Here is a 23,167-nt window from a genome sequence, read left to right as displayed (position 1 = left end):
GCCCTGCTAGACTGGTCCGACGTCGACGTCGGCCGCCGCGCGGGGCGGGGGGGCGTCGCCATCATGACGAGGACCGCATGGCCGAGGTTGAGGCGGACGACTTTTTGACCATCGCCCCGGGGATCCGGGTGATGCCGATCGTCCACGGCTCGGGCGACTTCGCGATCCGGGTCCGCGAGGAGCTGCTCGCGCGCCCCTACGACTGCCTGGCGGTGCCGCTGCCGGCCTCGTTCCAGGACGACGTCGAGGCGGCCGTCGAGCGGCTGCCGACGATCTCGGCGGTGCTGCGTCGCGACGTCGAGGCCGAGGGGGGCGACGGCTTCAGCTACGTCCCGATCGACCCCTGCCAGGGCGTCGTGGCGGCGATCCGCACGGCGATCGGCGAGCGGATCCCGCGGGCGTTCATCGACCTGGACGCCCCGCGGTACCAGGCGGTCCACGCCGTCTTCCCCGACCCCTACGCCCTGAAGCGGGTGTCGCCCGAGCGCTTCTCCGCCGCCCTCCTGCCGGCCATCCCCCGACCCGTCGAGGGCTTCCCGACCGATCGCATCGCCTGGATGGCCGCCCGGCTCCACGAGCTGGGCAGGCGCCGCAAGCTGACGCTCCTGGTCTGCTCGATCCTCGACTGGCCCTGGATCCGCGAGGCCTACCGCGCGCGGGTCGAACCGCCCGAGCCCGAGCCGGTCTTCGCGGCGACCTCGACCTTCCGGGTCGATCCCGCGACCCTGCTCTTCTTCCTGGGCGAGCTGCCCTACGTCACGGCCCTGTACGAGCGCGGCCGCCGCGAGCTGACGCCCGACGACAACCTGTCCGTCGATGGCGTCAAGGAGCTGGTCGTGCAGGCCCGCGAGACGCTCCGGGCCGAGCGGCCGAGGCTGGCGCAGCGGGTCACCCCGGCCCTGCTGTCGACGCTCTTCCGGTACGTCCGCAACCTGGCCCTGATCGAACGTCGCCTGACGCCCGACCTGCTGACGCTGGTCACGGCCGCCAAGCAGACCGTCGGCGACGACTTCGCGCTCGCGGTCGCCGAGACGGCCCGCGAGTACGCCTACGCCGAGCCCGTCCCGGACGTCGCCGCGGCCGACGATCCGGGCCTCCTGCGCATGGGCGTCGGCCAGGCCGAGGTCCCCGGCCAGGGGCTCGCCCCCATGGTCAGCCGGCTGCCCGGGCAGGCGATCTCGTGGCGGACCTGCCGGCTGCGGCCGCGTCCCAAGGAGCCCGAGCGGAAGCGCTGGCTCCAGCGCTGGGATCCCTACGGCATGTGCTCGTGGCCCCCCGAGGACGACCGGATCGAGAGCTTCCACCGCCACGTCAAGGAGCAGGCGCGGGCGATCCTGGGCGCGGACCTGGCGCGGTCCGAGAAGTTCACGACGAGCGTCCGCGACGGCCTGGACATCCGCGAGACCCTCCGCAACTGGCACACCGGCGACGTCTACGTGAAGGTGATCCCGCCCGGCCGGGGCTCGATCGAGGTCGTCGTCTTCCTGTTCGACGTCCCCTCCGACCCCAAGGTCTACACCAACCGGGCGACCTGGTACGCCGAGCACTCCGAGGAGTCGACGCTGGCCTTCTACGCCACCGACCCCTTCCAGAACCTGGTGGGGCCCGGGATCGCCCAGGCCCAGTACGGCGGCGCCCTGTTCCTCCACCCCGCGCGGCCGATCCCGGAGATCTGGACCGACCCCCGCCTCGACCGCCACGACACGCTCGAAGAACGGCTGCTGGCCGCCGCCTTCCTGCACAGCCTCGACCGCCACGTCGCGGTCGTCAGCCCGGGTCCGCCGTCGGCGTCGTGGCGCCGGCTCGCCAGGGCGTACGGGCGGAAGATCGTCCACCTGCCGCTCAGGCGGTTCAGCGGCTCGATGCTCGAACGCCTGCGGACCTTCCACGTCCTCAACGGCCGCCACGTCCGTTCCTTCGCCGCCGACTACATTCGCGACCTGTGAGCCCCCGCGGCCGTTGGCTTCGGTTTGGCTTCTTTCGTCCCCGAGACCAACGAAGCCGATCGACGCAAGTCGTTTCGAGTCAGAGGTTTGATCCAGGATTTTCGCGATTTCGCCGGGCCGAGGCCCTTGTGGTTTTTCCTCTCGGCTGGTCTTCGATCGATTCCCCCGGACACACCGATTAGACCTCGAACACGACGAAGTCTCATCAAAGAACATGGGCTGCGATCGTCGATCCGCGACGATCCCGGCGGAAAAATTCGTGGAAAAACCGTGGCGGCGTTTCAGCGTTCGATCGGTCCGGTGCCCACGCCCCGCCCAAGGAGTTGCAACGCCAGGAACCCGATGAGAGCCGGCGGGATGAGGTAAGTCAGGTAGACGGCCGACTCGAATCCCAGGGCTCGGCCGGCCGCCGCGGTCGCGAACAAGGCCACGACGCCGATCAGCAGCAGGCAGCCGACCGCCGTCATCCGCGACTTGAAACCGGCCTCCGCGCCCGTCGGACGGGGGTGCACGCCGATCGTCCGGCCCCGGATCAGGCTCTGGCGGACGGCCTCGCCCAGCTCCATGGCGCGGAGGCCGTCGAGGAGCGTCGGTCTCGCCGTTGCCGCATCGGATCGCAGCGCCTCGAAGATCGCCGCTCGCGGATCCCAGCCCTCGAACGTTTCAACGACTTCGGGCGGACCCGCGCCGATCCGGCGGACGAGTCGCGCGGGGCCTTGGAACTGCGGGTCGTATTCCAGGGCGAGCGAGCCGTCCGCGCCGACGACGGTGAGTCGGCCGAGATCGTCCAATTCCGACGAGACCCGCATCTCGGCCGGCCGGCCTCCCTCGTCGCGCAGCCGAACCACCAGCTCGTGCACGGGGGCCGGGCCTTCGGGGTCGCCGGCGGCGGTCAGGCTCTCGAACTCGCCCAGGAGCGTACGAAGGGCGTCGACCGAAGACGCAAAAGTAGTACGCACGAGATCCTGGCCGGTGACCGTCGGAATGACGTGCCGGATGACCCGGAAATCGCCCAGCGAGCCGTCGGCGATCGCCGTTCGAAGCCGATCGACGCCGGGGTGGAGCCGCAGGGGGAGGTCGGGGACGATCGTGGATCCGGTCACGCTCGCACGCTCGTAAGGCTCGGCGTCGGGGCCCGGGGGATGGAGGGCGACGATCGCAAGGCCCGCCGCCGCGAGTCGTTGCAGGGCCTCGCCGCGACCGGGGGCGGGACCGCCGACGATCACGGCGTCGAGCCCCGGCAGGGCCAGGGCCGATTCGCCGTCCGCGACGACCGCCGCGAGCGAGAGATCGGCCTGCCGTCGCGCCCAATCGGCCCAGGCCCGTTCGGCCTCGCCGTCCCCGATGATCGCGATCCGCATCCGGCGACGCCCCCCCTCGGCGCGACCCGGCCGCATTGACCGCGTCCCCCGGGCCGGGCGATAATTCATCCCAACATGGGCCGACGGCGCGGCGGATTCAAGGGGCGGGGCCGGCCTCGGGGCGAGGCATGCGAGGAAACGCGTCGGTGATCACGATCGAGAACGTCCGCGACTTCCCGGCCCGGGCCCGCGGGGCCTACGTCACGATCGGCAACTTCGACGGCGTCCATCGCGGGCACGCCCGCCTGATCGCCGAGCTGGTCCGTCGCGCCGACGAGGCCGGCGCGCCGGCCGTCGCCGTCACCTTCCACCCCCACCCCGTCGCGCTGCTGCGACCCGAGGAATCGCCCGAGCCGCTCTCGTGGCTGGAGCGCGAGATCGAGCTGCTGAAGGCCTCCGGGGTCGCCGACGTCGCCGTCTTCCGCACCGGGCCCTGGCTGCTCGGGCTCTCGGCGCGGGAGTTCTTCGAGCAGGTCGTGATGGGCCAGTTCGCCGTCCGGGGCCTGGTGGAGGGGCCGAACTTCTTCTTCGGCCGCGACCGCCGGGGCGACGTGCGGATTTTGGGCCGATGGTGCGACGAGGCGGGCGTGGCGCTCCACGTCGCCGAGCCCCTGACCGATGACGGCCGGATGATCTCGTCGTCGCGGATCCGCAAGGTCCTGATGGAGGGGGACGTCGCCGAGGCCCGCCGGCTGCTCGGCCGCCCCCACCGGATCCGCGGGCTCGTCTCCCACGGCGCGGGGCGAGGCGCGACGATCGGCGTCCCCACGGCGAACTTCGAGGCGATCGACGTCCTCATCCCGGCGGAGGGCGTCTACGCCGCGACCGTCCTGGTGCCGGGTGCGACCCCCGGGGCCGAGCCCACGCGCTGGGCCGCGGCCTGCAACGTCGGCCCCAACCCCACCTTCGGCGAGCAGCGCTTCAAGGTCGAGGCCCACCTCATCGGCTTCCACGGCGACCTCTACGGCCGCATGATCGAGATGGAGTTCCTCGAACGCCTCCGCCCCACCCGCGCCTTCGCCGGCCTCGACGACCTGCTCGAACAGATCGCCCGCGACGTCGAACAGGCTAAGCGCATCGGTGAGGCGGGCTGACGGCCGCGATCAGGCCTGGCGGCGGCTCTCGTAGTAGCGGCTGATCGTGCGGATTCGTTTGACCATGCGCGCCACGACGTATCCGGTGAGGGCCAGGCAAGCGACGTACACGTTGGCGTAGGGGAGCGCGTTGGGCCGGGACCAGATCGGCGCGCCGGGGCCCCAGTCGATCCCCGCCAGGATGTACAGGGTCGCGTAGCCGGCGATCGCCAGCTCCGTCGTGAGCCAGACGAGGCCCTCGCGGAACCAGAGGCCCGAGGCGGCGATCATCAGCGGGTAGCCGACCAGCAGCGGCGTGTCCAGGTCGCGCATGATCCAGAGCAGGAGGGTCAGGCAGGCCATATCCCCCAGGATCCAGAACCCGCGCAGCGAGTCGGACTGCCACCCCCGCCGGTGCAACTGCTGGAAGAGCAGGGTCAGCACGGCCCAGATCGCCAGCACGAGCTGGACGCAGCGGTGGGCGACCGGGTCGGGGTGGGGCGAGAAGGCCCGGTAGTTCAGCTCGGTCAGCATGCTCACCAGGCCGAGGCCGGACAGGCGGGCGACGATCTCGGGCTCGCGACGCGCCCAGCGCCTCAGCTTCTGGAGCGGCCCGGTGGCGGCGACGGCGTCGCCCTGCAGGAAGCGGCCCAGCTCGTCGCCGAGGGCGGCGGCCGTCGGGTAGCGGTCCTTGGGGACCTTCTCCAGGCACTTCAGGCAGATGTACTCCAGCTCGCGCGGGACCTCCGGCCGCAGCTCGCGGGGCGGGAGGGGGTCGCAGTAGATGGCCTGCATGACGGTTTCCATCATGGTCGTCATGCGGAAGGGGGGACGCCCGGCGAGCAATTCGTAGAGGATCGCCCCCAGGCCGTGGACGTCGGTCGTCGCGGCGATCGACTGGCGGTCGCCCGACGCCTGCTCGGGGGCCATGTAGCTGGGCGTCCCCATGACGGCGCCCGAGACGCTGAGCGCGCTGGGCTGCTCGGCCTGCCGGGCCAGGCCGAAATCGGTGATCTGGGGCGCGCCGTCGCGGTCGAGGAGGATGTTCGACGGCTTCAGGTCGCAGTGGATGAAGCCCTGCTCGTTGGCGTACTGGACGGCCCGCGCCAGCACCTCCAGCAGGCCGGCGGCGGCGAGCGGGTCGTCGCGATAGGCGTCCATATGGCTCGCGAGGCTCCCCCCCTCGACGAGCCGCATCGAGAAGTAGAGGAACCCGTCCTGCTCGCCGACCTCGTAAATCGGCACGACGTTGGGGTGTTCGAGCTTCGCCGCCAGCGCGGCCTCGCGACGGAACCGCTCGCGCTCGGCCTCGGTCGCCATCGCCCCGCTGAGGATCATCTTGATCGCCACGTCGCGGTTGAGCGCGGTGTCGCGGGCCTTGTAGACGACCCCCATGCCGCCACGGGCCAGCTCGGCGATCAGGTCGTACTTGCCGAACCGCTCGCCGAGCGCCGGCGGCGCCGACGAGGACGAGGAGGCCCGCGGCTCGGACGGATCGGTGAGGCGGGTAGGGGGCGGCCAGACCTCGGTCAGGCCGAGGTCTTCGGCCCGGTGGACGATGTGGAACAGCCGGGCGACGACCTCGGCGTGGGCGGGGAAGCGGTCGAGGTATTCGCCGACCGTCGGGTGCTCGCCGCGATCCCTCCTCAGCTCGATCTCCAGGGCGGCCAGCTCCTCGAAAAGCAGGGGCCGGGCCGGGTCGTCGGGGGCGCCGAGGTAGTCCTCGACGCGCGGCCTGGGGCGGGCCTTCCAGTCGGCCTCGAACCGCTCGCAGGCCGCGTGGACCCGGCGGGCGGCGGCGAGGGAGGCGGCGGAGGCCTCGCTCCGGGTCTTCGGGGGGGCCTCCTCGCCGTTCAGCATGGATCCTCCCCCGAGCCGTGCGACCAGGTCTTGCGGATCAGGTCGAGCCGGCGGGCCACGGTGCGACGGGCGCAGCCCAGGTGCTCGGCGATCTCGTCGCAGGTGTAGCCTTCCATGCGACGGAGGGCGACCTCGCGGAGGCCGTCGTCCTCCAGCGAGTCGAGCAGGCGGCGGAATTCCTCGGCGACCATCGCGGCGAATTCGGGGCTGGGCTCGGGGCCGGCGAGCAGGTCGAGCCCCTTGGGGTCGCGGTCGGCCTCGGTCGACCGCCGGCCGCCGCCGCGCTTGAGGCGCCGCTCGCGGCCCACCTGGGCGAACGCCTTCCGCGCGGTGATGACCACGAGGAGCTTCCACAGGTCCTCGCGGTCGTCGAGCTTGGGGAACTTGCCGCCGGCGGCGCCGGTGCAGAAGCTGTTGAAGGCCGAGAGGGCGGCGTCCTCCTCGTCGCCCTCGGCGCCCGTCTTGTGCAGTGAGCGCAGCTTGGAACGGGCCAGCACCACGAGCTTGCCGAAATAGCGCTCCCAGAGCGGCTGGGCGGCGGCGAGGTCGCCGACCTTCAGGTCGCCCAGCCAGTGCGTCACCGACCCGTGTTCCGCCTCGGACATCGCTCGTCTCGGCCTGGGGAGAGGGGGATGCGGAAGGTCCTTGGGCGCGTCGCGCGAAGATCGGAGCCCCGGGACGATCGGGTCACGGGGCCTCGACGTGGTTCTCGGCGACCTCGGCCGGGGTCAGGCGGCGGATGGCCGCCTTCCGGACCGCGCCGGCGGTCTCCCAGGTGCAGAAGCCCAGGGGCTGGCTGGCGCGGACCTGGATGCGGGTGCCGAGCTGCCGGTCCTTGACGTCGACCTTCACGACCTCCTTGTCGTCGATCCAGCAGCGCACGGCGTCGGCCGTCACGCGGACGCGGAAGCGGTACCAGGTGTCGTCCTTGTACTTGTAGCCGGTGGTCGTCTGGTTCTCGGAGGCGTCGGCGCCGTCGATGCTCGACAGGCCCGTGACGTTGCCGCCCCAGCCGCCGTTGACGAGCGTGAGGAAGCCGTCGCGGACCGGGAACGTGGCCGCGGCGAAGAAGTCGACGCCCTCGGTCCGCATCGCCTCGTACGACAGCTCGTAGTCGACCTTGGGCAGGTCGTTTCGCGTGGTGGTCACGCCGCTCATCGACTTGCCGAGGGGCAGGACGATCGCGCCGTCGGCCACGCGGACGTCGACCGCGTCGGCCCCGTAGAACGGCGTCTTCTTCCAGCCGTCGAGCGTCTTGCCGTCGAACAGGACGATCGATTCCGAAGCCGGCCCGTCCGCGGGGGCCGCGGCGAGGGCGGCGTGGACGCCGAGCCAGGCCGCGAGGGCGAGGGTGCGCGCGATGGACGTCGACATGACCGCCTCCTCCAAACGATCCGCCAGGATCTCCCCGAGCCGCCCGGAGTCGGGCCGACGCGCGCGGGGGCCTCGCGTCCACTGATGCTAATCTACCACAGCCCGGCGGTCGACGAGGGGGCGACCGGACCCGAAGCGGGCACGTCGCCGCGAGGGGGTGGATTTCGACGATTCGAGAGACCGCGGCGAAGTTCCCGGCGGCGTTTCCCGGCCGCGGATCCTACAATCGAGGGGGCGTTGCGACGGGCGCGGCGAGACCAGCCGGGGGGAGGTCGGCGAGACCATGCGAATCGACTCCATCGTCGACGGCCTCGACAGGCGGCGCTGGCTGCGCGCGACGGCCGCCGGCCTGCTCGCCGCGCACCCGGCGTTCGCCGGCTTCCAGGACGCGGCGAAACCGGAGCCCGGGCCGCCCAGGATCCAGGACGCCGACCCCGAGGAGGTCGCCCGCAAGCTGCGCGAGGTCGGCCTGGGCGAGCCCCGGCGGCTGAAGTCGAACCACTTCCTGGCGATCGGCGACGCGGCCGAGTCGTTCATGAGGTCGTGCCTCACCGACTGCGAACACCTCTTGCTGGCCTATCTCCGCCACTTCCAGGACCGCGGCTTCGACGTCCGCGAGCCCGACCGGCCCCTGATCGTGGTGGCCTTCCGCGACGACCGTTCGTTCGGCAAGTATCACCGCATGCCCTCGCTGATGAGCGGCGGAGCGCAGCCGGTCGGGATGTACGATAAGGCGACGAACCTGCTGAGCGTGTTCGACTGGCGGAACGTGCCCATGGCCAGCCGCGCGGCCGTGAAGAACGTGCAGACGGTCTCGCACGAGGGGACCCACCAGCTCACCTTCAACACGGGCCTGCTCGACCGCGCGTCCGACGTCTCGCCCGGGATCGTCGAGGGCCTGGGCACGTACGGCGAGCCCCGCAAGGTGATCGGCCCCAGCGACGTGGGCCGGCTCAACCTCCAACGCCTCGACGACCTGGCCAAGCTGCGCCGGAGCGTCGCCTGGATCCCCGTCCGCGACCTGATCGCCGACGACGCGGTCCTCCGCTCGGGCCTCTACAGCCGGGTGATGCTGGGCTACGCCGAGTCGTGGGCCCTGGTGCACTACCTGCTCAACGACAAGGACCGCCTGCCCGGCTTCCGCGACTACCTGAAGGCCCTCCGCTCGCGCACCAAGCCCGGCCACCGCCTCGACGACGCCAGGGAGACCCTGGGCGATCTCGACGAACTCGACCGCGACCTCCAGGCGTACGCGGTGCGGCTCGTCCGGTCGCTCTGACCGCCGTCCCGGGGAGAGGACGTCGATGCCCGTGCCCGAACGCCTGACCCTCCTGATCGACGGCCGTACGGTCGGGGTCGTAATCGTCGAGGAACAGTCGCCCGGGGGCCTCCGAGGCCGATTCGAACCGGCCGACGGGTCTGAGCCCTTTCGTCCCGCTTTCGACGCGGCGGCCGAACTGTCCGGGCGGCTCGACGCCCTGCCCGAGGATGAACCATTCGACTATCAACTTTACGACGAGTACGTCGCCGCTTGCGATCGGATCGCCCGGCTCCGGCCCTCCTTCGCGGAATCGACCGAACCGATAGGCCAGTTCGCCGTCGAGGCCGACGGCTCGGTGGAGGTCGCGTTCGGGGAAGCCCTGCATCCCGACTGGACGCCGTTCGACGATCCGTGAGGACGCTCGCCCCGGAGGTTCGAAACGGCGACGACGCGAGCCGGCCGGGGTCGCTCCTCGGCCGTCCGCGTCGTCGTGGTCGAATCGGCTTCCGCGTCGGCGGCGCTCAGTTGGCCTTGGGGTTGAGCAGCGACGAGCCGGGCAGGGGGGGGAGCGAGGCCGTGGTCTCCTCGGCGGAGGGCATCAGCTTGCTCGCGGCCTGGCGGACCTCCTGGGACGCGTCGGACTGGGCCATCTCGACGATCCGCCGCTTGACCGAGGCGTCGCCGGCCTTGCGGGCGCCGAGGGCCTCGACGGCGTGGATGCGGACGGTCTCGTCGGCGTCGTGCGTGAGCCGCAGCAGCCAGACGACCGGGTCGATGTCGGTCCGGTCCTTGACGAGCGCGACGACCGAGGCCCGCTGATCGGCGCGGGGGCTGGTCATCAGGGCTCCCAGGCTGATCTGCTCCTGGTTCAGGCCGCGGAGCTTGAGCGCGGCGAAGGCCGCGTCGCGGAGGGCCCCGTCGGAGTCGTGCACCCGCTGCAACAGCAGGTCCTCGGTCAGCAGGGCGGGGCGGCCGGCGAACGAGATCACGCACTGGCGGCGGACCTCGACGGCCGGGTCGTCCAGGTAGGCCATCGCCGGGGCGGCGGCCGAGTCGACCAGCAGGAAGCCCAGCGAGTAGACCGCCGCGGCGCGGGTGCGGACGTCGGCGCTGGCCAGGCAGCGGACGACCGGGTGGTGCATCGCCTCTTTCCACTCGGCGATGTTCCGCTCCTCGATCGCCGTGAGCGTGCGTCCGGGGATCCAGGGCCAGAAGCGACGGGTCTCGCCGAGGGCGACGAAGCGGACCTCGGGCTCGGCGTCGGCCAGGGCGGCGGAGTAGATGTCGTGGATCGGCCGGAGGGCGTCGACGAAGCGGGCGGGGGCCGGCTCGACGCTGATCTTCTCGAGCAGCGACGCGGCCGTGACGGCGGCGGCGGCGCGGCCCGGCGGCGTGAATTGCAGGAAGCCGGCGCGGATCGCCGTCAGAGTGTCGAGGATCTCCGTCGCCTGCTCCTCGGTCGCGGCGACCTTGGGCGCGTCGGCCTTGGGCGTGGCCCGCTTCTGGACGACGTCGAGCGCCCGGACGTCGCCGGCCCGGAGGCCCTTGACCAGCTCGGCCGTGGTGCTGGACTCGCCGTAGGCCGCGGCGCCCGCGGCCGGCTTCGCGCCGTCCGCCGTCCGCCGGCCCGTCGCCGTCCAGTACAGGCCCGCGCCGGCCGCGACGACGGCCATCCCGCCCGTGATCCAAAGTCCCGCCCGACCTCGCTGTGGCATGGTGGCCTCCCTGCCTTGTTCGGAACCGATTCCCTGGTCTCCCCGGGGACTGCCCGTCCTCGGTATTCGGGGTGGATCTTAGTGAGAATCGCCGGGCCGACAAGGCCGAACTGGATTTCGACTTCAGTTTCCCGCCGCCGGGGCCGACGCGCGCTCGAAGGGGCGGAAATGCCCGATCTCAGGGTTTGCCCAAATATCCCGGTTTTGCTCCAGGTCCCGAGATTGCCCGGTTTACTCGGGAAAAGGGCAGGAAACGAAAGGCTTCGGCCGATTTATAGCCCTGGTGGAGAGTCGGGCGTGGACTCGGGGAAGGAGTCCCGGGTGAGCCGTCGCGCCCGACGCGGCCGAGATCAGGATGGAGCGCAAGACATGAGCGGACCTGGCAACGACCGATCACGCTCGGCAGTCGGCAAGGTTCTGGGGATCCTGGCGACGCTCGCCGCCTGCCTGACGCACGCCGCGGCCGGGGCCGGGATCGGCTGGTCCAAGACCGACCCGGCGCAGGTGGTCCCCCTCGAACAGATCCCCGCCGAGTTCCGCGAGCCCGTCAGCGAGGTGATCCGCGACCACACCTTCCACCGCAAGGGGGACGCCGACTCGTTCCCCTGCGACCCCTCGCTCTATCTCGCCCTGGTGAACGAGCCGGCCATCACGCTGGCGCTCTGGAAGGACCTGGCCGAGTCGCCGGTGCGGATCAAGCGGACCGGGCCCGACAGCTACCAGGGCGACGACGGATCGGGCTCGTCGGCCGCCTGGCAGTACATCCTCCGCTCGCCCAAGGTGCACGTCCTGCTGGCGAACCTGAGCTTCGTCAGCCCGCGCGGCAACACCCGCATCGAGGCCCGCGTGGTGCTGGTGGTCCACGCCGGCTACTACCGCGAGGTGAACAAGGAGCCGTACGTCCAGCACGACGTCGAGGCCTTCGTGAAGGTCGACTCCAAGGGCTGGAAGACGCTGGGCCGGACGCTGCGGCCGGTCGTCGAGCGGCTGCTGGAAGACCAGGTGAAAGAGGCCGGCCAGTTCGTCTCGCTGATGACCCGACTGGTGGTCACCTACCCCAACTGGGCCACCGAGGTCGCCGACCGCGAGCCCGAGGCCACCCCCGAGACCCGCGCCCAGTTCCGCACGCTCGTCGCCCAGCACCGCCGGCCCGACGCCTCCGAAGGCCGGCCGGTCGTCATGGCCGACGCCTCCCAGGCCCAGGCCGCGAGCGAGCCGCGCAGGCGGTGATCGACGGTCGCTCAAGCGACGTCGTCGAAGACCGCCTTGCGGTGGGGGGCGTCGGGGTCGATCCCGGCCTGGATCATGGCGAGCCGCTCGCGGTGCGTGAGGATCATCTTCACGATCCCGGTGAACGAGCCGCTCAGGATCGCCGCCAGCGCGATCCAGGCGAACCAGGGCATCGACTGGACGATGCCTCGAACGACCCCGATGCTTTCCATGAGACGGTCCTTATTGAGAAGGGCGTTTTCGTCGAATCCAGGAGTCGGGAAGAGGGACGACGACCGCCTATTCGCGTCGAGGTCCAGAATATTCGCGGGGGCGGGCCGCGTCGACGGATTTCCCGCATCGGCCCGGGCTACTTGACCGGCGGGCCGCCCAGCTCGTGCAGGCGGCGGCGCATCTCCCAGCCGGCGAGGGCTTCGAGCGGGCGGACGACGTCGTCGGCGTCGACGTCCAGGTCGACGGCGACCCGCACCCAGCAGCCGATGCGTTCGACGTCGCCGGCCGCCGGCTCGGGGACCTTCCACGACCGGACCGAGCCGTCGCCCCATCCCGAGGCCAGGCGGCGGCCGTCGGGCGAGAAGGCGAGCGCCAGGACGCGTCCCCCCTGAGCCAGGGGCGGGCCGACGGCCAGCCCGGAGGCCGCGTCCCAGAGCCGGGCGGAGCCGTCGCGGCCCTGGGTCGCGACCAGGATCCCGGCCGGGTGGAAGGCGAGCGCGGCGTCCCGCCCGTCGTGGACGAACGGCTCGCCGATCGGGGCCCCGTCGCGCGACGACCAGAGCCGCGCCTCGCCGAACCGGGTGACCAGCGCGAAGGCCTCGCCGGCGGGGCTGAAGCCGGCCCAGGCGACCTCGTCGTGGAGCGGGATCTCCACCGTCGCCGGCCCGTCCGCCTCCCAGAGTCTCGCCAGGCCGTCGTGGCAGCAGGTCAGAATTCGGTCGCCCGCCGGATGCACCGCGATCGCCGTCACGGCCTCGGGGTGGACCCTCGGCCGGGCACCCCGCCGACGGGTCTCGAAATCCCACGACCAGACCTCGCCCTCCCCGGTCGCGACGGCGAGCGACGACCCGCCCGCGGCGAATCCGGCCGAGCCGGCGATCGCCGCCGAGGCCGATTCGTCCCTCTCGACGTCCCAGATCCAGGCCGGGGCGCCCTCGTCCAGGACCGCGAGACATCGGCCGTCGAGGTCGAGATGCAGGTGCAGGACGGCCGCGCCCAGGGGGGACGACTCGGCGACGAGGGCGGACGTCAGCCCGTCCCAGCGGCGGACGACGCCCCCCTCGCAGCCGGTGACGAGGCGTCGCCCGTCGGGGCTGAATTCCATCGCCCGGACCGGTTGGGGGTGGGCCATCGCCGGCCCGAGCGGCGTCGCCCGCGAAACGTCCCAGATCCGGACGCCCTCCTCGGGCGAGGCCGTCGCCAGCCGCTTGCCGTCGGGGCTGTAGCGGAGGATGCGGACCTCTCCGGCGTGGGCGATGGTCCGTTCCAGGAGCTTGTCGCGGCGGTGCCAGGCGGCCAGGCTGGTGCGGATCCCGCGGTCCCGCTCGGACGGCCCCTGTTCGAGGGCGCGGGCGAGCCAGAGCATCCCCTCGCCGTCGCGGCCCCGGTTGAAGCAGGTCGACGCCCGCTCGACCGCCAGCCGGGCCTGCGACTCGCGGACTTGCACCAGGGCCGACTGCTGCTCGTCGCGGTAGCGGATCGCCGCCAGCCACGATTCCAGGGCGTCGGCCATCACCAGCGGCGATGGGTGGCGGTCATCCGGGCGCGGAGACATCGCCTTCAGGCAGATCGCCTCCAGCTCGGCGTCGACCGCCTTGCGCTCGCGACGGGGCGACGGGAAGACCCCGCGGCGGACCTGCGCGAGGATCTCGTCGACGTCGGCGCCGACGAACGGGGGCCGGCCGACGAGCAGGAAGTAGAGCGTCGCGCCCAGGCCGTAGACGTCGCTCGCCGGGCCGATGCGGTCGGGGTCGCCCTGGGCCTGCTCGGGGCTCATGTACTGGGGCGTGCCGATCGCCGAGCCGGGCCGGGTCATGTAGGGAAGCTCGGACGCGGCCTTGCCCGAGGGGGGCGGGTCGGGGCCCGGCTCGGGGACGCGGGAGTCGAGCGTCTTGGCGATCCCCCAGTCGAGCAGCAGCGTCTCGCCGAAGCGCCCGAGCATGATGTTCTCGGGCTTGACGTCGCGGTGGACGACCCCGCGGCTGTGGGCGTAGCCGAGCGCGTAGCAGACCTCGACGACGCTCCGCAGCAGCCGGCGGAAGGTCAGCTCGCGCTCCTCGGGACGCTGGGTCTTGGCGTCGCCGCGATGGAAACGCTCGACGGCGGCCTGGAACGTCTCGCCCTCGATGAACCGCATGGCGTAATAGGGGCGGCCGTCGGGGTGCCGACCCAGGCCGTAGACCGGCACGACCCCCGGGTGTTCGAGCCGGCCGGTGATCTCGGCCTCCTGGAGGAACCGGAGCTGGCTGATCTCGTCGTGGGCGTGCCGGGGCTGAAGCTCTTTTAGCGCCACCCTGCGGTCCAGCTCGACGTCGATCGCCGTGAAGATCTCGCCGAGGCCGCCGCGGGCGTGGAGGCCCAGCACCTGGAACCGACTCGGCGGCGAGTCGGAGGGGGAAGCCGCCTCCGGCGTTTTCGAGCCGATCGGCGGGCCGGTGTAGGCCACGGTCTCGGACGACTGGCCGGGGGCCGACCCCTCGGCCGCATCGGCCCCCAGGCGCGCCAGGTCGGCCTCGCCGAGCCGCCCCTGGTCGCGGAGGATCTCGACCAGGGTTGACCCGGAGTCGCGCTCCCAGGCCGTGAACGCGGCGAGCAGCGTGGGCGGGTCGACGAGCCCCTCGCGGAGCGCCCGCAGGCCCACGGCCAGGTCCGATTCATCGCGTCGCGGCACGGAGGATTCCTCGGTAACGGTGGGGGGCGGCCGGTCTCGGGGGGCCGAACTCCTCCTCTAGGAGGAACGGCCCCGGATATGAGACAATCCTCCCCCGGAAAAGCTCGACTACCACGCGAAGGGAAGAGTTCGAAGATCATGAGCGAAGGCAGCACGCCCGCCGCCCCCAACCCCCTGGCCTGCGATTTCTGCGGACGATCCGCCGCCGAGGCGGGGCCGATGATCGAGGGCAAGGCCCTCCAGGCGATCGCGCCCGGCAGTGCGATCGCCCACATCTGCAATCAGTGCGTCGACGTCTGCGAGGGCATCTTCCAGCAGCACGAGCGGGCCAAGGTCCAGGTCGACAAGCTCCCCACGCCCCGCGAGCTGGTCGCCCACCTCGACGATTACATCATCGGCCAGGAGAATGTAAAGAAGACGCTGGCGGTCGCCGTCGTCAACCACTACAAGCGCGTGCTCGGCGGCGAGATCACCGACCCCGACCTCCAGGACGTCGAGGTCGCCAAGAGCAACGTCCTCCTGATCGGCCCCACCGGCTGCGGCAAGACGGCCCTTGCGCAGACCCTGGCCCGGCGGCTCCACGTCCCCTTCGCCATCGGCGACGCCACCACCCTGACCGAGGCCGGCTACGTCGGCGAGGACGTCGAGAACCTGATCCTCAAGCTCGTCATGGCGGCCGACTACGACATCGCCGCGGCCGAGAAGGGGATCATCTACATCGACGAGATCGACAAGATCGGCAAGACGAGCCAGAACGTCTCCATCACCCGCGACGTCTCGGGCGAGGGCGTCCAGCAGGCGCTCCTCAAGCTGCTGGAAGGGACCACCGCCAACGTCCCCCCGCAGGGCGGGCGCAAGCACCCCGAGCAGCAGTACTTGCAGGTCAACACCACCGACATCCTCTTCATCTGCGGCGGCACGTTCGTCGGCCTCGAAGAGATCATCGGCAAGCGGCTGGGCCGCAAGCTGATCGGCTTCGGCCGCGGCGAGGTCAAGGACCGCGAGGTCGAGCGCAACGAGCTGGTCGCCCAGGTCACGCCCGAGGACCTCGAACGCTACGGCATGATCCCCGAGCTGATCGGCCGGCTGCCGATCATCGCGACCCTGGATCAGCTCTCGGTCGCCGACCTGGAGCGAATCCTCAACGAGCCCAAGGACGCCCTGACGAAGCAGTACCGCGTCCTCTTCCACGTCGACGGCGCGAAGCTCGAATTCACCGGGGCCGCCATCCACGAGATCGCCAAGCTGGCCAAGGCCCGCGGCACCGGCGCCCGCGCCCTGCGGTCGATCATGGAAAACCTGATGCTCGAGGTGATGTACGAGCTTCCCGAGCGCGAGGCCGGGCAGACCTACACGATCACCGACGCGATCGTCCGCAAGGAAGAGCGGCTTTTCGAGCCTTCCTCGAAGGCGTAACCTCCCAGCCCTCGAACGGACCGACGCCATGGAAAGCCCCGTGCCCGATCCCTCGCCGCGCGGCGACTTAGCCACCCGTCGCCGCGCGGTGCTGAAAACCCTGGCCGGGCTCGGGATCGGCGGCCCGGTCCTGCATCGGGAGCTGGCGGCGGTGGCCGTCGAGGGGGCCGAGATCACCCCCGAGATGGTCCGCCAGGCCGAGTGGATCGCCGGCGTCGAGTTCACCGACGCCGAACGCGCCGAGGTCGCCAAGGCGGTCCGCGAGAGCCTCGACGGCTTCGAGAGCCTGCGCAAGGTCGAGATCGGCTACGACGTGCTCCCGGCCCTCCACTTCAACCCCTCGCCGGCGCTGCCGCCGGCCGCGAGCGTCACGCGCAACCAGGCCCGTCCGCTCCCCGCGCCCGCAATCGAACGGCCGGGTGACGAGGACGATCTGGCGTTCCTGCCGGTGGCGCGGCTGGCCGAGCTGGTCAAATCGCGGAAGGTCACGTCGGTCGAGCTGACGAAGCTCTATCTGGGCCGTCTCAAGCGCTTCGACCCGCTCCTGAAATGCGTGGTGACGCTGACGGAGGACCTCGCCCTGAAGCAGGCCGCCGCGGCCGACGCCGAGATCGCGGCGGGGCGGTATCGCGGCCCCCTGCACGGCATCCCCTGGGGGGCGAAGGACCTGATCGCCTATCCGGGCTACCCCACGACCTGGGGCGCCCCCCAGTTCAAGGACCGCGTGATCGACCGCAAGGCGACGGTCGCCGCGCGGCTGGAGGAGGCCGGCGCGGTGCTGGTCGCCAAGCTCAGCCTGGGCGCCCTGGCGATGGGCGACAAGTGGCACGGCGGCATGACCCGCAGCCCGTGGGATCCCCGCCGAGGGTCGAGCGGCTCGTCGGCCGGCTCGGCCTCGGCGGCGGCGGCCGGGCTCGTCGGTTTCGCCGTCGGCAGCGAGACCCTGGGGAGCATCGTCTCGCCCTGCCGGGCCTGCGGCGCGACGGGGCTCCGCCCCACGTTCGGACGGGTCAGCCGCCACGGCTGCATGTCGCTCTCGTGGTCGATGGACAAGCTCGGCCCGATCGCCCGGTCGGTCGAGGACTGCGCCCTGATCCTCGACGCGATCCACGGCCGCGACGGCCTCGACCCCACGGCCGTCGACCAGCCCTTCGCCTGGCCCCCCGCCGTCGACCTGACCAGGATCAAAATCGGCGTCCCGACGATCCCGGGGAAGTCCGCCGACGATCGCGACGAGGTCAAGACCCTCCGCGCCCTCGGCTTCGAGATGGTGCCGATCGATCTGCCCACGAAATACCGAGCCGGGGCCGTGGCGCTGATGCTGGGGACCGAGGCCGCGGCCGTCTTCGACGACCTGACGCGCAAGCACGTCAGCGAAGGCCTGAACGAGTGGCCCGAGACCTTCCGCGTCGGCCAGCTCACGCCGGCCGTCGAGTACCTCCGCGCGGCGCGGGTGCGGACGCTCCTCATGGAGGAGATGGCGAAGGTCTTCGAGCGGGTGGACGTCTTCCTCGCCTGGGGGGGCCCCGACCTGACCATCACCAACCTGACCGGCCATCCCTCCGCGATTTTCCCCGTCGGCGTCCGCCCGCGCGACGGCCGATTCGCGCCTCAGACCGTCACCCTCACCGGGCGGCTCTACGACGAGTCGACTCTCCTCGCCGTCGCCCTCGCCTACGAAGCCGCCGCCGCCGACCCCGCGCGGCGGCCGCCGCTGGAACGCTACCTCGCCGAGGACGCGCCGCCCGCGACCGCGTGAACCGGCCCTTCCCCCCTCGCGAAAAGGTGGCCCGTAGGGCCGGATGAGGGGGAGACGAGCACGGAAGCCGTCGGCGCATCGTGTTGCGGAATTTCGAATTCCGACGGTCTCTCGCGCGTCCTCCCCCTCATCCGACCCCTGCGGGGTCTGCCTTCCCCCGCGAGGGGGGAAGGCGTCGGGAGAGGCACCTCGGTCGCTCAATCGTCGTCGTCGTCGTCCCGCGCCGGCTTGGGCAGGACGAACGCGGCGCGGACGGGGGGCGGCATCACGGAGTCGGCGCCGCGGACGGCCTTCCAGATGATCTCGTTGAAGACGAGGTCGTCGGCCTTGTCCTCCTCGTCGAGGTCCAGCTTCAAGGAAGCCTCGGCCCCGGGGGCGTCCGGCGCGTTCGTTTCGCGGAGGTCGATCCGCGACGGGCGGTGTTCGAATGGGGCGAGGTCGGGCGTCTCGGCGAACGCGGGCCACATGGGGCGGGCGGCGGCGTCGAACTGGCTCATGGGGTTGAGGCCCAGGATCAGCTCCATCGTGCGGAGCATCGACGAGGTGGAATACATCGTCGAATCCACGGATTTTCGCTTGATATAGGGGCTGATCGCCAGCGCGACCGTGCGGTGGGCGTCGACGTGGTCGGAACCGTTCTGGGCGTCGTCCTCGACGACGAATACGGCCGTCTCCTTCCAGAACTTCGACCGGCTGAGACCCTCGATCACCAGGCCGAGGGCCAGGTCGTTGTCGGCGACCATCGCCCGCACGGTCGGTGCGCCCGGGCGCGTCCCCGAGGTGTGGTCGTTGGGCAGCCGCATCACGATCAGCCGGGGCATCTCCCCCTTCTCGTCGAACTCCTTCAGCTCCGCCAGGAAACGCTCGGCGCGTCGCTGATCGGGGACGGTGAGGTCGTACACCGGATATAGCGGGTCGAAGTGGCCCTGGAGGGCGTCGAGCTTGGTCGTCACGGCCGCGCCCGGCTCGTCGCCCTTGCCGACGAACTCGCCGTACGAGCGGTACGAGACGCCCTTCTCCCGGGCCTTGTCCCACAGGTAGCCGCCCGAGGGGAAGGCGATGGCGAGCTTGCCCTCGGCCGGGTAGGGGACGCGGCGGTCGCCGCGGTAGCTCAGCGGCCAGGTCCGCTCGACGAAGTCGGTCGCGTAAGCGCCCATCGTCCACTCGTGGCCGTCGGCGCTGACCTCGCCGTCGACGTAGAAGTTGTCGAGCAGCACGAACTCGCGGGCGAGGGCGTGGTGGTTCGGCGTGACCTCCTCCGGGAAGAGGCAGAGCTTGGCGTCGCCGTTCCCCTCGGGCATGTCGCCGAAGACCTGATCATACGTGCGATTTTCTTTGATGATGTAGACGCAGTGCTTGATCGGCGAAGGCTCGCCGACCTTGCCGGGGATCGGGTTCCCGGTCGGCGGCTTCGGCCCCGACGCGGTCGCGGAGCCCTCGGCGGCCAGGGGGCACGACTCGTACACCGCCTTGGTATATGCCGCCATCGTCTTGGGCGTCGGGATCGGCAGGGTCGAGAGCGTCCCCCGCATCAGGCCGCCGATGTACTCGCGGATCGAAGGCGTCGGGATGCCCGGCGCGGGTCCTTCGCGGTTGGCCCGCGACGAGGTCCCCTTACCGTTGACGATCCAAAGCGACTTGCCGTCGCGCGACGTGCGCACCGAGGTCGGATACCAGCCGGCGGGGATGAACCCCAGCGGCGCGCTGTGGGCCGGGTCGGCGACGTTGACGACCGCGACGTCGTTGGTGTTGGCGTTGGCGACGAAGAGGATCGACTCGTCGGTCGAGGTCGCCAGCGAATTCGGCGTGCCGCCCGAGGGGGCCTGGGGATGGATCGCCGTGCCGATCGTCGCCAGGGGCCGGCCGGCCTCGGCGTCGAAGACGCTCACCGTGTTGCGGTTGGCGTTGGCGACGAACAGGAACCGCCCCGCCTTCGTCAGCAGCATCTCATTGGGATGCTCCTCGGTCTTCCACGACGCCAGGATCTTCCGCCCGGCCGTGTCGACCACGGCGACCTCGGCGCGGCCCCACAGGCTCGCGTAGAGCCGCCCTCGCGACTCGTCGAGCGTCAGGCCGTACGGATAGCTCTCGGCCGGCAGCGGGATCTCGGCGACGGCCTTGCCGGCGTTGAGGTCGACCTGCACGATCTGGTGGGCGAAGGCGTCGGCGACCCAGAGCGTCGAGCCGTCGCGCGACGGAGCCAGGCCGGCCACCGCCCCTTTGGCCTGCTCGGCTCCCCGGCGGGCGCGGGGCAGGGGAGTGGTCGGATCCTCGGCCCCTGCGGGTCCCGGCCCGTGCAGCGCGAGCGTGCGGCGCTTCGACAGCAGGCCTTCGGCGTGGTCGAAGACGTAGACCACGTCGTCGAACCCGCCCCCCACGAACAGCCGCGTCCCATCGGCCGACCAGGCGAGCCCGCCGTAGGTCTCGGGCACGGCCGCCCGCCCGATCACGCGGTTCGTCCGGGGGTCGAGGGTGACCGCCTCGTGCTCGCCGTAGCCGGCGTGCAGCACGGCGAGCACCGGCTGCGAGGGATGTTCGGCGAGCAGGATCGGGAAGTCGCCGAGCGGCGTCTGGCTCCCGGCCGGCCTCAGCGACCAGCCGTTGGGCAGCAGCACCGACCCCGACGGCCTCACGCCCGGCCAGACGGCCGCCTCGGCCCGCGCCGGCTTCTCCGGGACCCCCTGCGCCGCGACCGTCGCGACCCTCGCCGCTAGCCCGAGACCGACCAGGAACCGCATCATCCGTTGCATCATGACCTCTCCCCACCGACCTTCGTCTCGCCGCCCGATTCGGCCGCATTCTAGCAGGCCGCGATCGGCCCGGCGCTTCTCCGCCGGCCGAATTCACAGGATCTTCCCGCGCCGCTCATCGATTCGACGTCAAAGAATACTTGAGACTTCATTCGACTCCGGCGCCCCTCGCGGCGATCATGACGACGAGAACGCCGGTCGCCGCACCACCCACGGAGGTCCGCACCATGCTTCGATTCCGGGACGCGATCTGGGCCCTCTGCCTGGTCGGATCCACGCCGCTCGCCGCCCTCGCGCAGGTCGCGACCCCCGTCGCCCGCTGGGACGTCGACTCCGAGGTCCGGGTGGAGCGCGCGATCACCGACGCCGGCCTGGGCGCCGCGCAGGGGGTCGTGGTCCGCGACGGCAAGGTCTACGCGTACGGCGACCTGGTCCTCGACGTGCCCCGCGTCGGCGTGATCCGCGAATACGAGCAGGACCTCCGCCCCACCGGCCGCGTGGTCCGACTGACGCGGGCGGGCCAGCCCCTGATCATCCACCCGACGGGCCTGACCTGGCGTGAGAAGTGGGGGACCTTCCTGGGCGACACCGTGGCGTCGAAGGCCAAGATCGTCCGGTTCGACTGGGAACGCGCCTGGCGCGACGGCGACCTCGACGACGCGGTGCTGGACGTCGTCGACGACGACGTCGCCGTCAACGGCTGCCGGCCGACCTTCGTCGAGCTGGCCGGCGCGACCCTGCTGGCGACCGCCGATTACGGCGAGATCCGCCCCGAGATCCGCCTGTATGACCCCGCGGCGCTCCTGGCCGCGCACCGCTCCAGCGCTCCGGGGGTCGTGGTCCACCGCATCCTCGCCGGCCCGTTCAACCAGAACTTGCACTGGGACGCCGAGGGCGGCCGGCTGATCTGCGTGCAGAACGTGGTGGCGGGCCTGGGGTGGCGGCTCGACGCCATCGACCTGGCAAAAGCCGTCGCCGACGGCCGCGTGGACGGCCCGGACGTGCGGGTCCGCCGTGACACCCCGGCGGGCCTCGACGAGCTGGAGGGCTTCTGGCCGCTGGGCGCGGACCGCGCGCTATTCGCCGTCGCCCGACGCGCCGACAACCTTGTGATCGGGACCGTCCGGAAGCCGCCCGTCGCGACTCCCGCGCCGGGCCTGACCGGCGTCAGGTGAGGTCGTTGAGCGGCCCGTCGCCGCAGTGGTCGGGGTTGCCGAACTTCTTGAGGTCGGTGTGGCCCATGCCGTGGGCGATCGAGAGCAAGAGCCGGTTGTGGGGCGTCTTCTTGTACTTGAGCGATCGGCCCATCTTGAAGTCGAGGCCGTTGCCGACGAGCACGAACGGGATGTCGTCGAGAGTGTGCGAGTTTCCCTTGCCCAACTCGTTGGTCCAGACGATCGTCGTGTTGTCGAGCAGCGAGCCCGGCCCGCCCGGCTCGGGAGTCTCGGCGAGCCGCTTGGCCATGTAGGCCAGCTGCTCGCAGAACCATTTGTTGATCTTGATCAGCTTCTCGACCGAGGCCTTGTCGCTGTCCGGGTTGTGCGACAGCTCGTGGTGGCCTTCCGACACGCCCAGCCAGTGCATCTTGGCCATGCCGACCGAGTTCGTGTATTGGAGCGTCGCGATCCGCGAGAAGTCGCCCGCGAAGCTCTGCACCATCAGGTCGATCTGGGTCTTGCTGATCCGGGGGATCTCGTCGTTCACCGACTTGATGCCGGGCTCGAGCTGCGGGACCGCGTGGTCGAGACCCGGGCCGTCGCCGGCCTTCAATTCCTGCTCCATCTCGCGGACGAACGTGGCGTGCTCTTCCAGGATGCGCCGGTCCTCGACGCTCACGGCCGACTCGATCTTCTTCAGGTCGCCGGTCACGTCGTCGAGGATGCTCTTGAGGCTCTCCTGGTCCTTCATCCGGCCGTAGAGCTTCGAGAACATCTGGTAGGGGTCGTCGATCGGCGCGACCGGTTTGTTGGGGCCGTCGTAGACCATCCGCGTCCAGGTGTCGGCCCGCTCGGGGACCATCACGCCGAACTCCAGCGAGCCGAACCGCGTTCGGGTGGCCTCGTCGGCCTGGAATTTCTTCTTGAGTTCCTGGTCGATCGACAGCCCGCTCGCCCAGCCCGCCGGGGTGTCGGAGCCCCCCTGGATGTTGCCGGGGAACAGCTCGATCCCCGTCAGGAGGCAGCCCATCCCACGCATGTGGTTGTCGCCGTCGCCCCGGACCTTGTCGCAGACCCCATGCAGGACCAGCGTCTTGTCCTTGAACGGCTCCAGCGGCGACAGGCTCTCCTTGAGCTTGAAGTCCGCGCCCGTCTCATCGGGCCAGAAGGCGTCCGGGATCACGCCGTTGGGGCTGAACATGACCACCAGCCGCTTCTTGCGCGCCGAGGTCCCCGCGAAGCCCAGGCTCGGCAGGTTCAGGACGAACGGCAGGGCCGCCGCGCTGAGGCCGAGGTCGCGGAAGAAGGCGCGTCGGGAACGGGTCCGGGCCATGTCTCGTCTCCCTGGTTTCGATCGTTCCGTGGGATCTGCGATTCGCTC

At 71.2% G+C, this 23,167-nt stretch carries 17 protein-coding genes; 8 read left to right on the top strand and 9 right to left on the bottom strand.

The features are described from left to right. Positions 1-77: 77 nt before the first annotated feature. Positions 78-1,946, top strand: coding sequence for a hypothetical protein (locus tag PZE19_RS23110; RefSeq protein WP_277862961.1), 1,869 nt, complete (start codon positions 78-80; stop codon positions 1,944-1,946). 281 nt (positions 1,947-2,227) lie between these two features. Here the strand turns inward: PZE19_RS23110 and PZE19_RS23105 are convergent, their stop codons facing one another. Next, positions 2,228-3,343 carry a Gfo/Idh/MocA family oxidoreductase gene (locus PZE19_RS23105; protein ID WP_277862960.1) on the bottom strand — a complete coding sequence of 372 codons (1,116 nt, stop codon included), beginning with the start codon at positions 3,341-3,343 and terminating at the stop codon, positions 2,228-2,230. A 110-nt stretch (positions 3,344-3,453) separates the two neighbouring features. On the opposite strand from PZE19_RS23105, the gene ribF reads away from it, so the two are divergent. Continuing rightward, on the top strand, positions 3,454-4,401 hold the full coding sequence (gene ribF, locus PZE19_RS23100) for a riboflavin biosynthesis protein RibF (RefSeq protein ID WP_277862959.1): 948 nt from the start codon (positions 3,454-3,456) through the stop codon (positions 4,399-4,401). A gap of 9 nt (positions 4,402-4,410) precedes the next feature. Here ribF and PZE19_RS23095 read toward each other — a convergent pair whose 3' ends face one another. From PZE19_RS23095 to PZE19_RS23085, 3 genes are all read right to left on the bottom strand, one after another. Continuing rightward, entirely contained in the window at positions 4,411-6,240 is a 1,830-nt protein-coding gene (locus PZE19_RS23095; protein WP_277862958.1) for a serine/threonine-protein kinase, read from the bottom strand. Continuing rightward, positions 6,234-6,845: an ECF-type sigma factor gene (locus PZE19_RS23090; RefSeq protein ID WP_277862957.1), complete on the bottom strand. Its 612-nt coding sequence runs from the start codon at positions 6,843-6,845 to the stop codon at positions 6,234-6,236. Before PZE19_RS23090 ends, PZE19_RS23095 begins: the two co-directional genes overlap by 7 nt. Positions 6,846-6,927: 82 nt before the next feature. Beyond that, the gene (locus PZE19_RS23085; protein WP_277862956.1) at positions 6,928-7,614 is read right to left on the bottom strand and encodes a 3-keto-disaccharide hydrolase; all 687 of its coding nucleotides are present in this window, start codon (positions 7,612-7,614) and stop codon (positions 6,928-6,930) included. A gap of 283 nt (positions 7,615-7,897) precedes the next feature. Here PZE19_RS23085 and PZE19_RS23080 point away from each other — a divergent pair, with 283 nt between their 5' ends. Then, entirely contained in the window at positions 7,898-8,893 is a 996-nt protein-coding gene (locus tag PZE19_RS23080) for a DUF1570 domain-containing protein (protein WP_277862955.1), read from the top strand. Between the two features lie 25 nt (positions 8,894-8,918). Beyond that, a complete protein-coding gene (locus PZE19_RS23075; RefSeq protein ID WP_277862954.1) occupies positions 8,919-9,290 on the top strand; it encodes a hypothetical protein in 372 nt (123 codons plus the stop codon). Positions 9,291-9,396: 106 nt separating this feature from the next. Here PZE19_RS23075 and PZE19_RS23070 read toward each other — a convergent pair whose 3' ends face one another. Continuing rightward, positions 9,397-10,590: a HEAT repeat domain-containing protein gene (locus PZE19_RS23070; RefSeq protein WP_277862953.1), complete on the bottom strand. Its 1,194-nt coding sequence runs from the start codon at positions 10,588-10,590 to the stop codon at positions 9,397-9,399. A 369-nt stretch (positions 10,591-10,959) separates the two neighbouring features. Between PZE19_RS23070 and PZE19_RS23065 the strand changes: the two genes are divergently transcribed. Continuing rightward, the gene (locus tag PZE19_RS23065) at positions 10,960-11,820 is read left to right on the top strand and encodes a hypothetical protein (RefSeq protein WP_277862952.1); all 861 of its coding nucleotides are present in this window, start codon (positions 10,960-10,962) and stop codon (positions 11,818-11,820) included. Between the two features lie 11 nt (positions 11,821-11,831). Here PZE19_RS23065 and PZE19_RS23060 read toward each other — a convergent pair whose 3' ends face one another. Both PZE19_RS23060 and PZE19_RS23055 read right to left on the bottom strand, forming a co-directional pair. After that, positions 11,832-12,032, bottom strand: coding sequence for a hypothetical protein (locus PZE19_RS23060; protein ID WP_277862951.1), 201 nt, complete (start codon positions 12,030-12,032; stop codon positions 11,832-11,834). 137 nt (positions 12,033-12,169) lie between these two features. After that, complete coding sequence (locus tag PZE19_RS23055) at positions 12,170-14,704, bottom strand: WD40 repeat domain-containing serine/threonine protein kinase (RefSeq protein ID WP_277862950.1); 2,535 nt, start codon at positions 14,702-14,704, stop codon at positions 12,170-12,172. Between the two features lie 138 nt (positions 14,705-14,842). On the opposite strand from PZE19_RS23055, the gene clpX reads away from it, so the two are divergent. Together clpX and PZE19_RS23045 are read left to right on the top strand one after the other, a co-directional pair. Further along, a complete protein-coding gene (clpX, locus tag PZE19_RS23050; RefSeq protein WP_277862949.1) occupies positions 14,843-16,120 on the top strand; it encodes an ATP-dependent Clp protease ATP-binding subunit ClpX in 1,278 nt (425 codons plus the stop codon). Between the two features lie 28 nt (positions 16,121-16,148). Beyond that, positions 16,149-17,879 carry an amidase gene (locus PZE19_RS23045; RefSeq protein ID WP_277862948.1) on the top strand — a complete coding sequence of 577 codons (1,731 nt, stop codon included), beginning with the start codon at positions 16,149-16,151 and terminating at the stop codon, positions 17,877-17,879. 197 nt (positions 17,880-18,076) lie between these two features. Here the strand turns inward: PZE19_RS23045 and PZE19_RS23040 are convergent, their stop codons facing one another. Continuing rightward, complete coding sequence (locus PZE19_RS23040; RefSeq protein WP_277862947.1) at positions 18,077-20,632, bottom strand: bifunctional YncE family protein/alkaline phosphatase family protein; 2,556 nt, start codon at positions 20,630-20,632, stop codon at positions 18,077-18,079. 224 nt (positions 20,633-20,856) lie between these two features. On the opposite strand from PZE19_RS23040, the gene PZE19_RS23035 reads away from it, so the two are divergent. Continuing rightward, on the top strand, positions 20,857-21,804 hold the full coding sequence (locus tag PZE19_RS23035; RefSeq protein WP_277862946.1) for a hypothetical protein: 948 nt from the start codon (positions 20,857-20,859) through the stop codon (positions 21,802-21,804). Here the strand turns inward: PZE19_RS23035 and PZE19_RS23030 are convergent. Then, positions 21,797-23,119, bottom strand: a complete 1,323-nt coding sequence (locus tag PZE19_RS23030; RefSeq protein WP_277862945.1) for a DUF1552 domain-containing protein — start codon at positions 23,117-23,119, stop codon at positions 21,797-21,799. The genes PZE19_RS23035 and PZE19_RS23030 overlap by 8 nt on opposite strands. Between the last annotated feature and the right edge of the window lie 48 nt (positions 23,120-23,167).

The sequence above is a fragment of the Paludisphaera mucosa genome (assembly GCF_029589435.1).
GTDB lineage: Bacteria > Planctomycetota > Planctomycetia > Isosphaerales > Isosphaeraceae > Paludisphaera > Paludisphaera mucosa.
The sequence above is the reverse complement of the archived record's forward strand: the minus strand, read 5'-3'. Positions and strand labels throughout refer to the sequence as shown.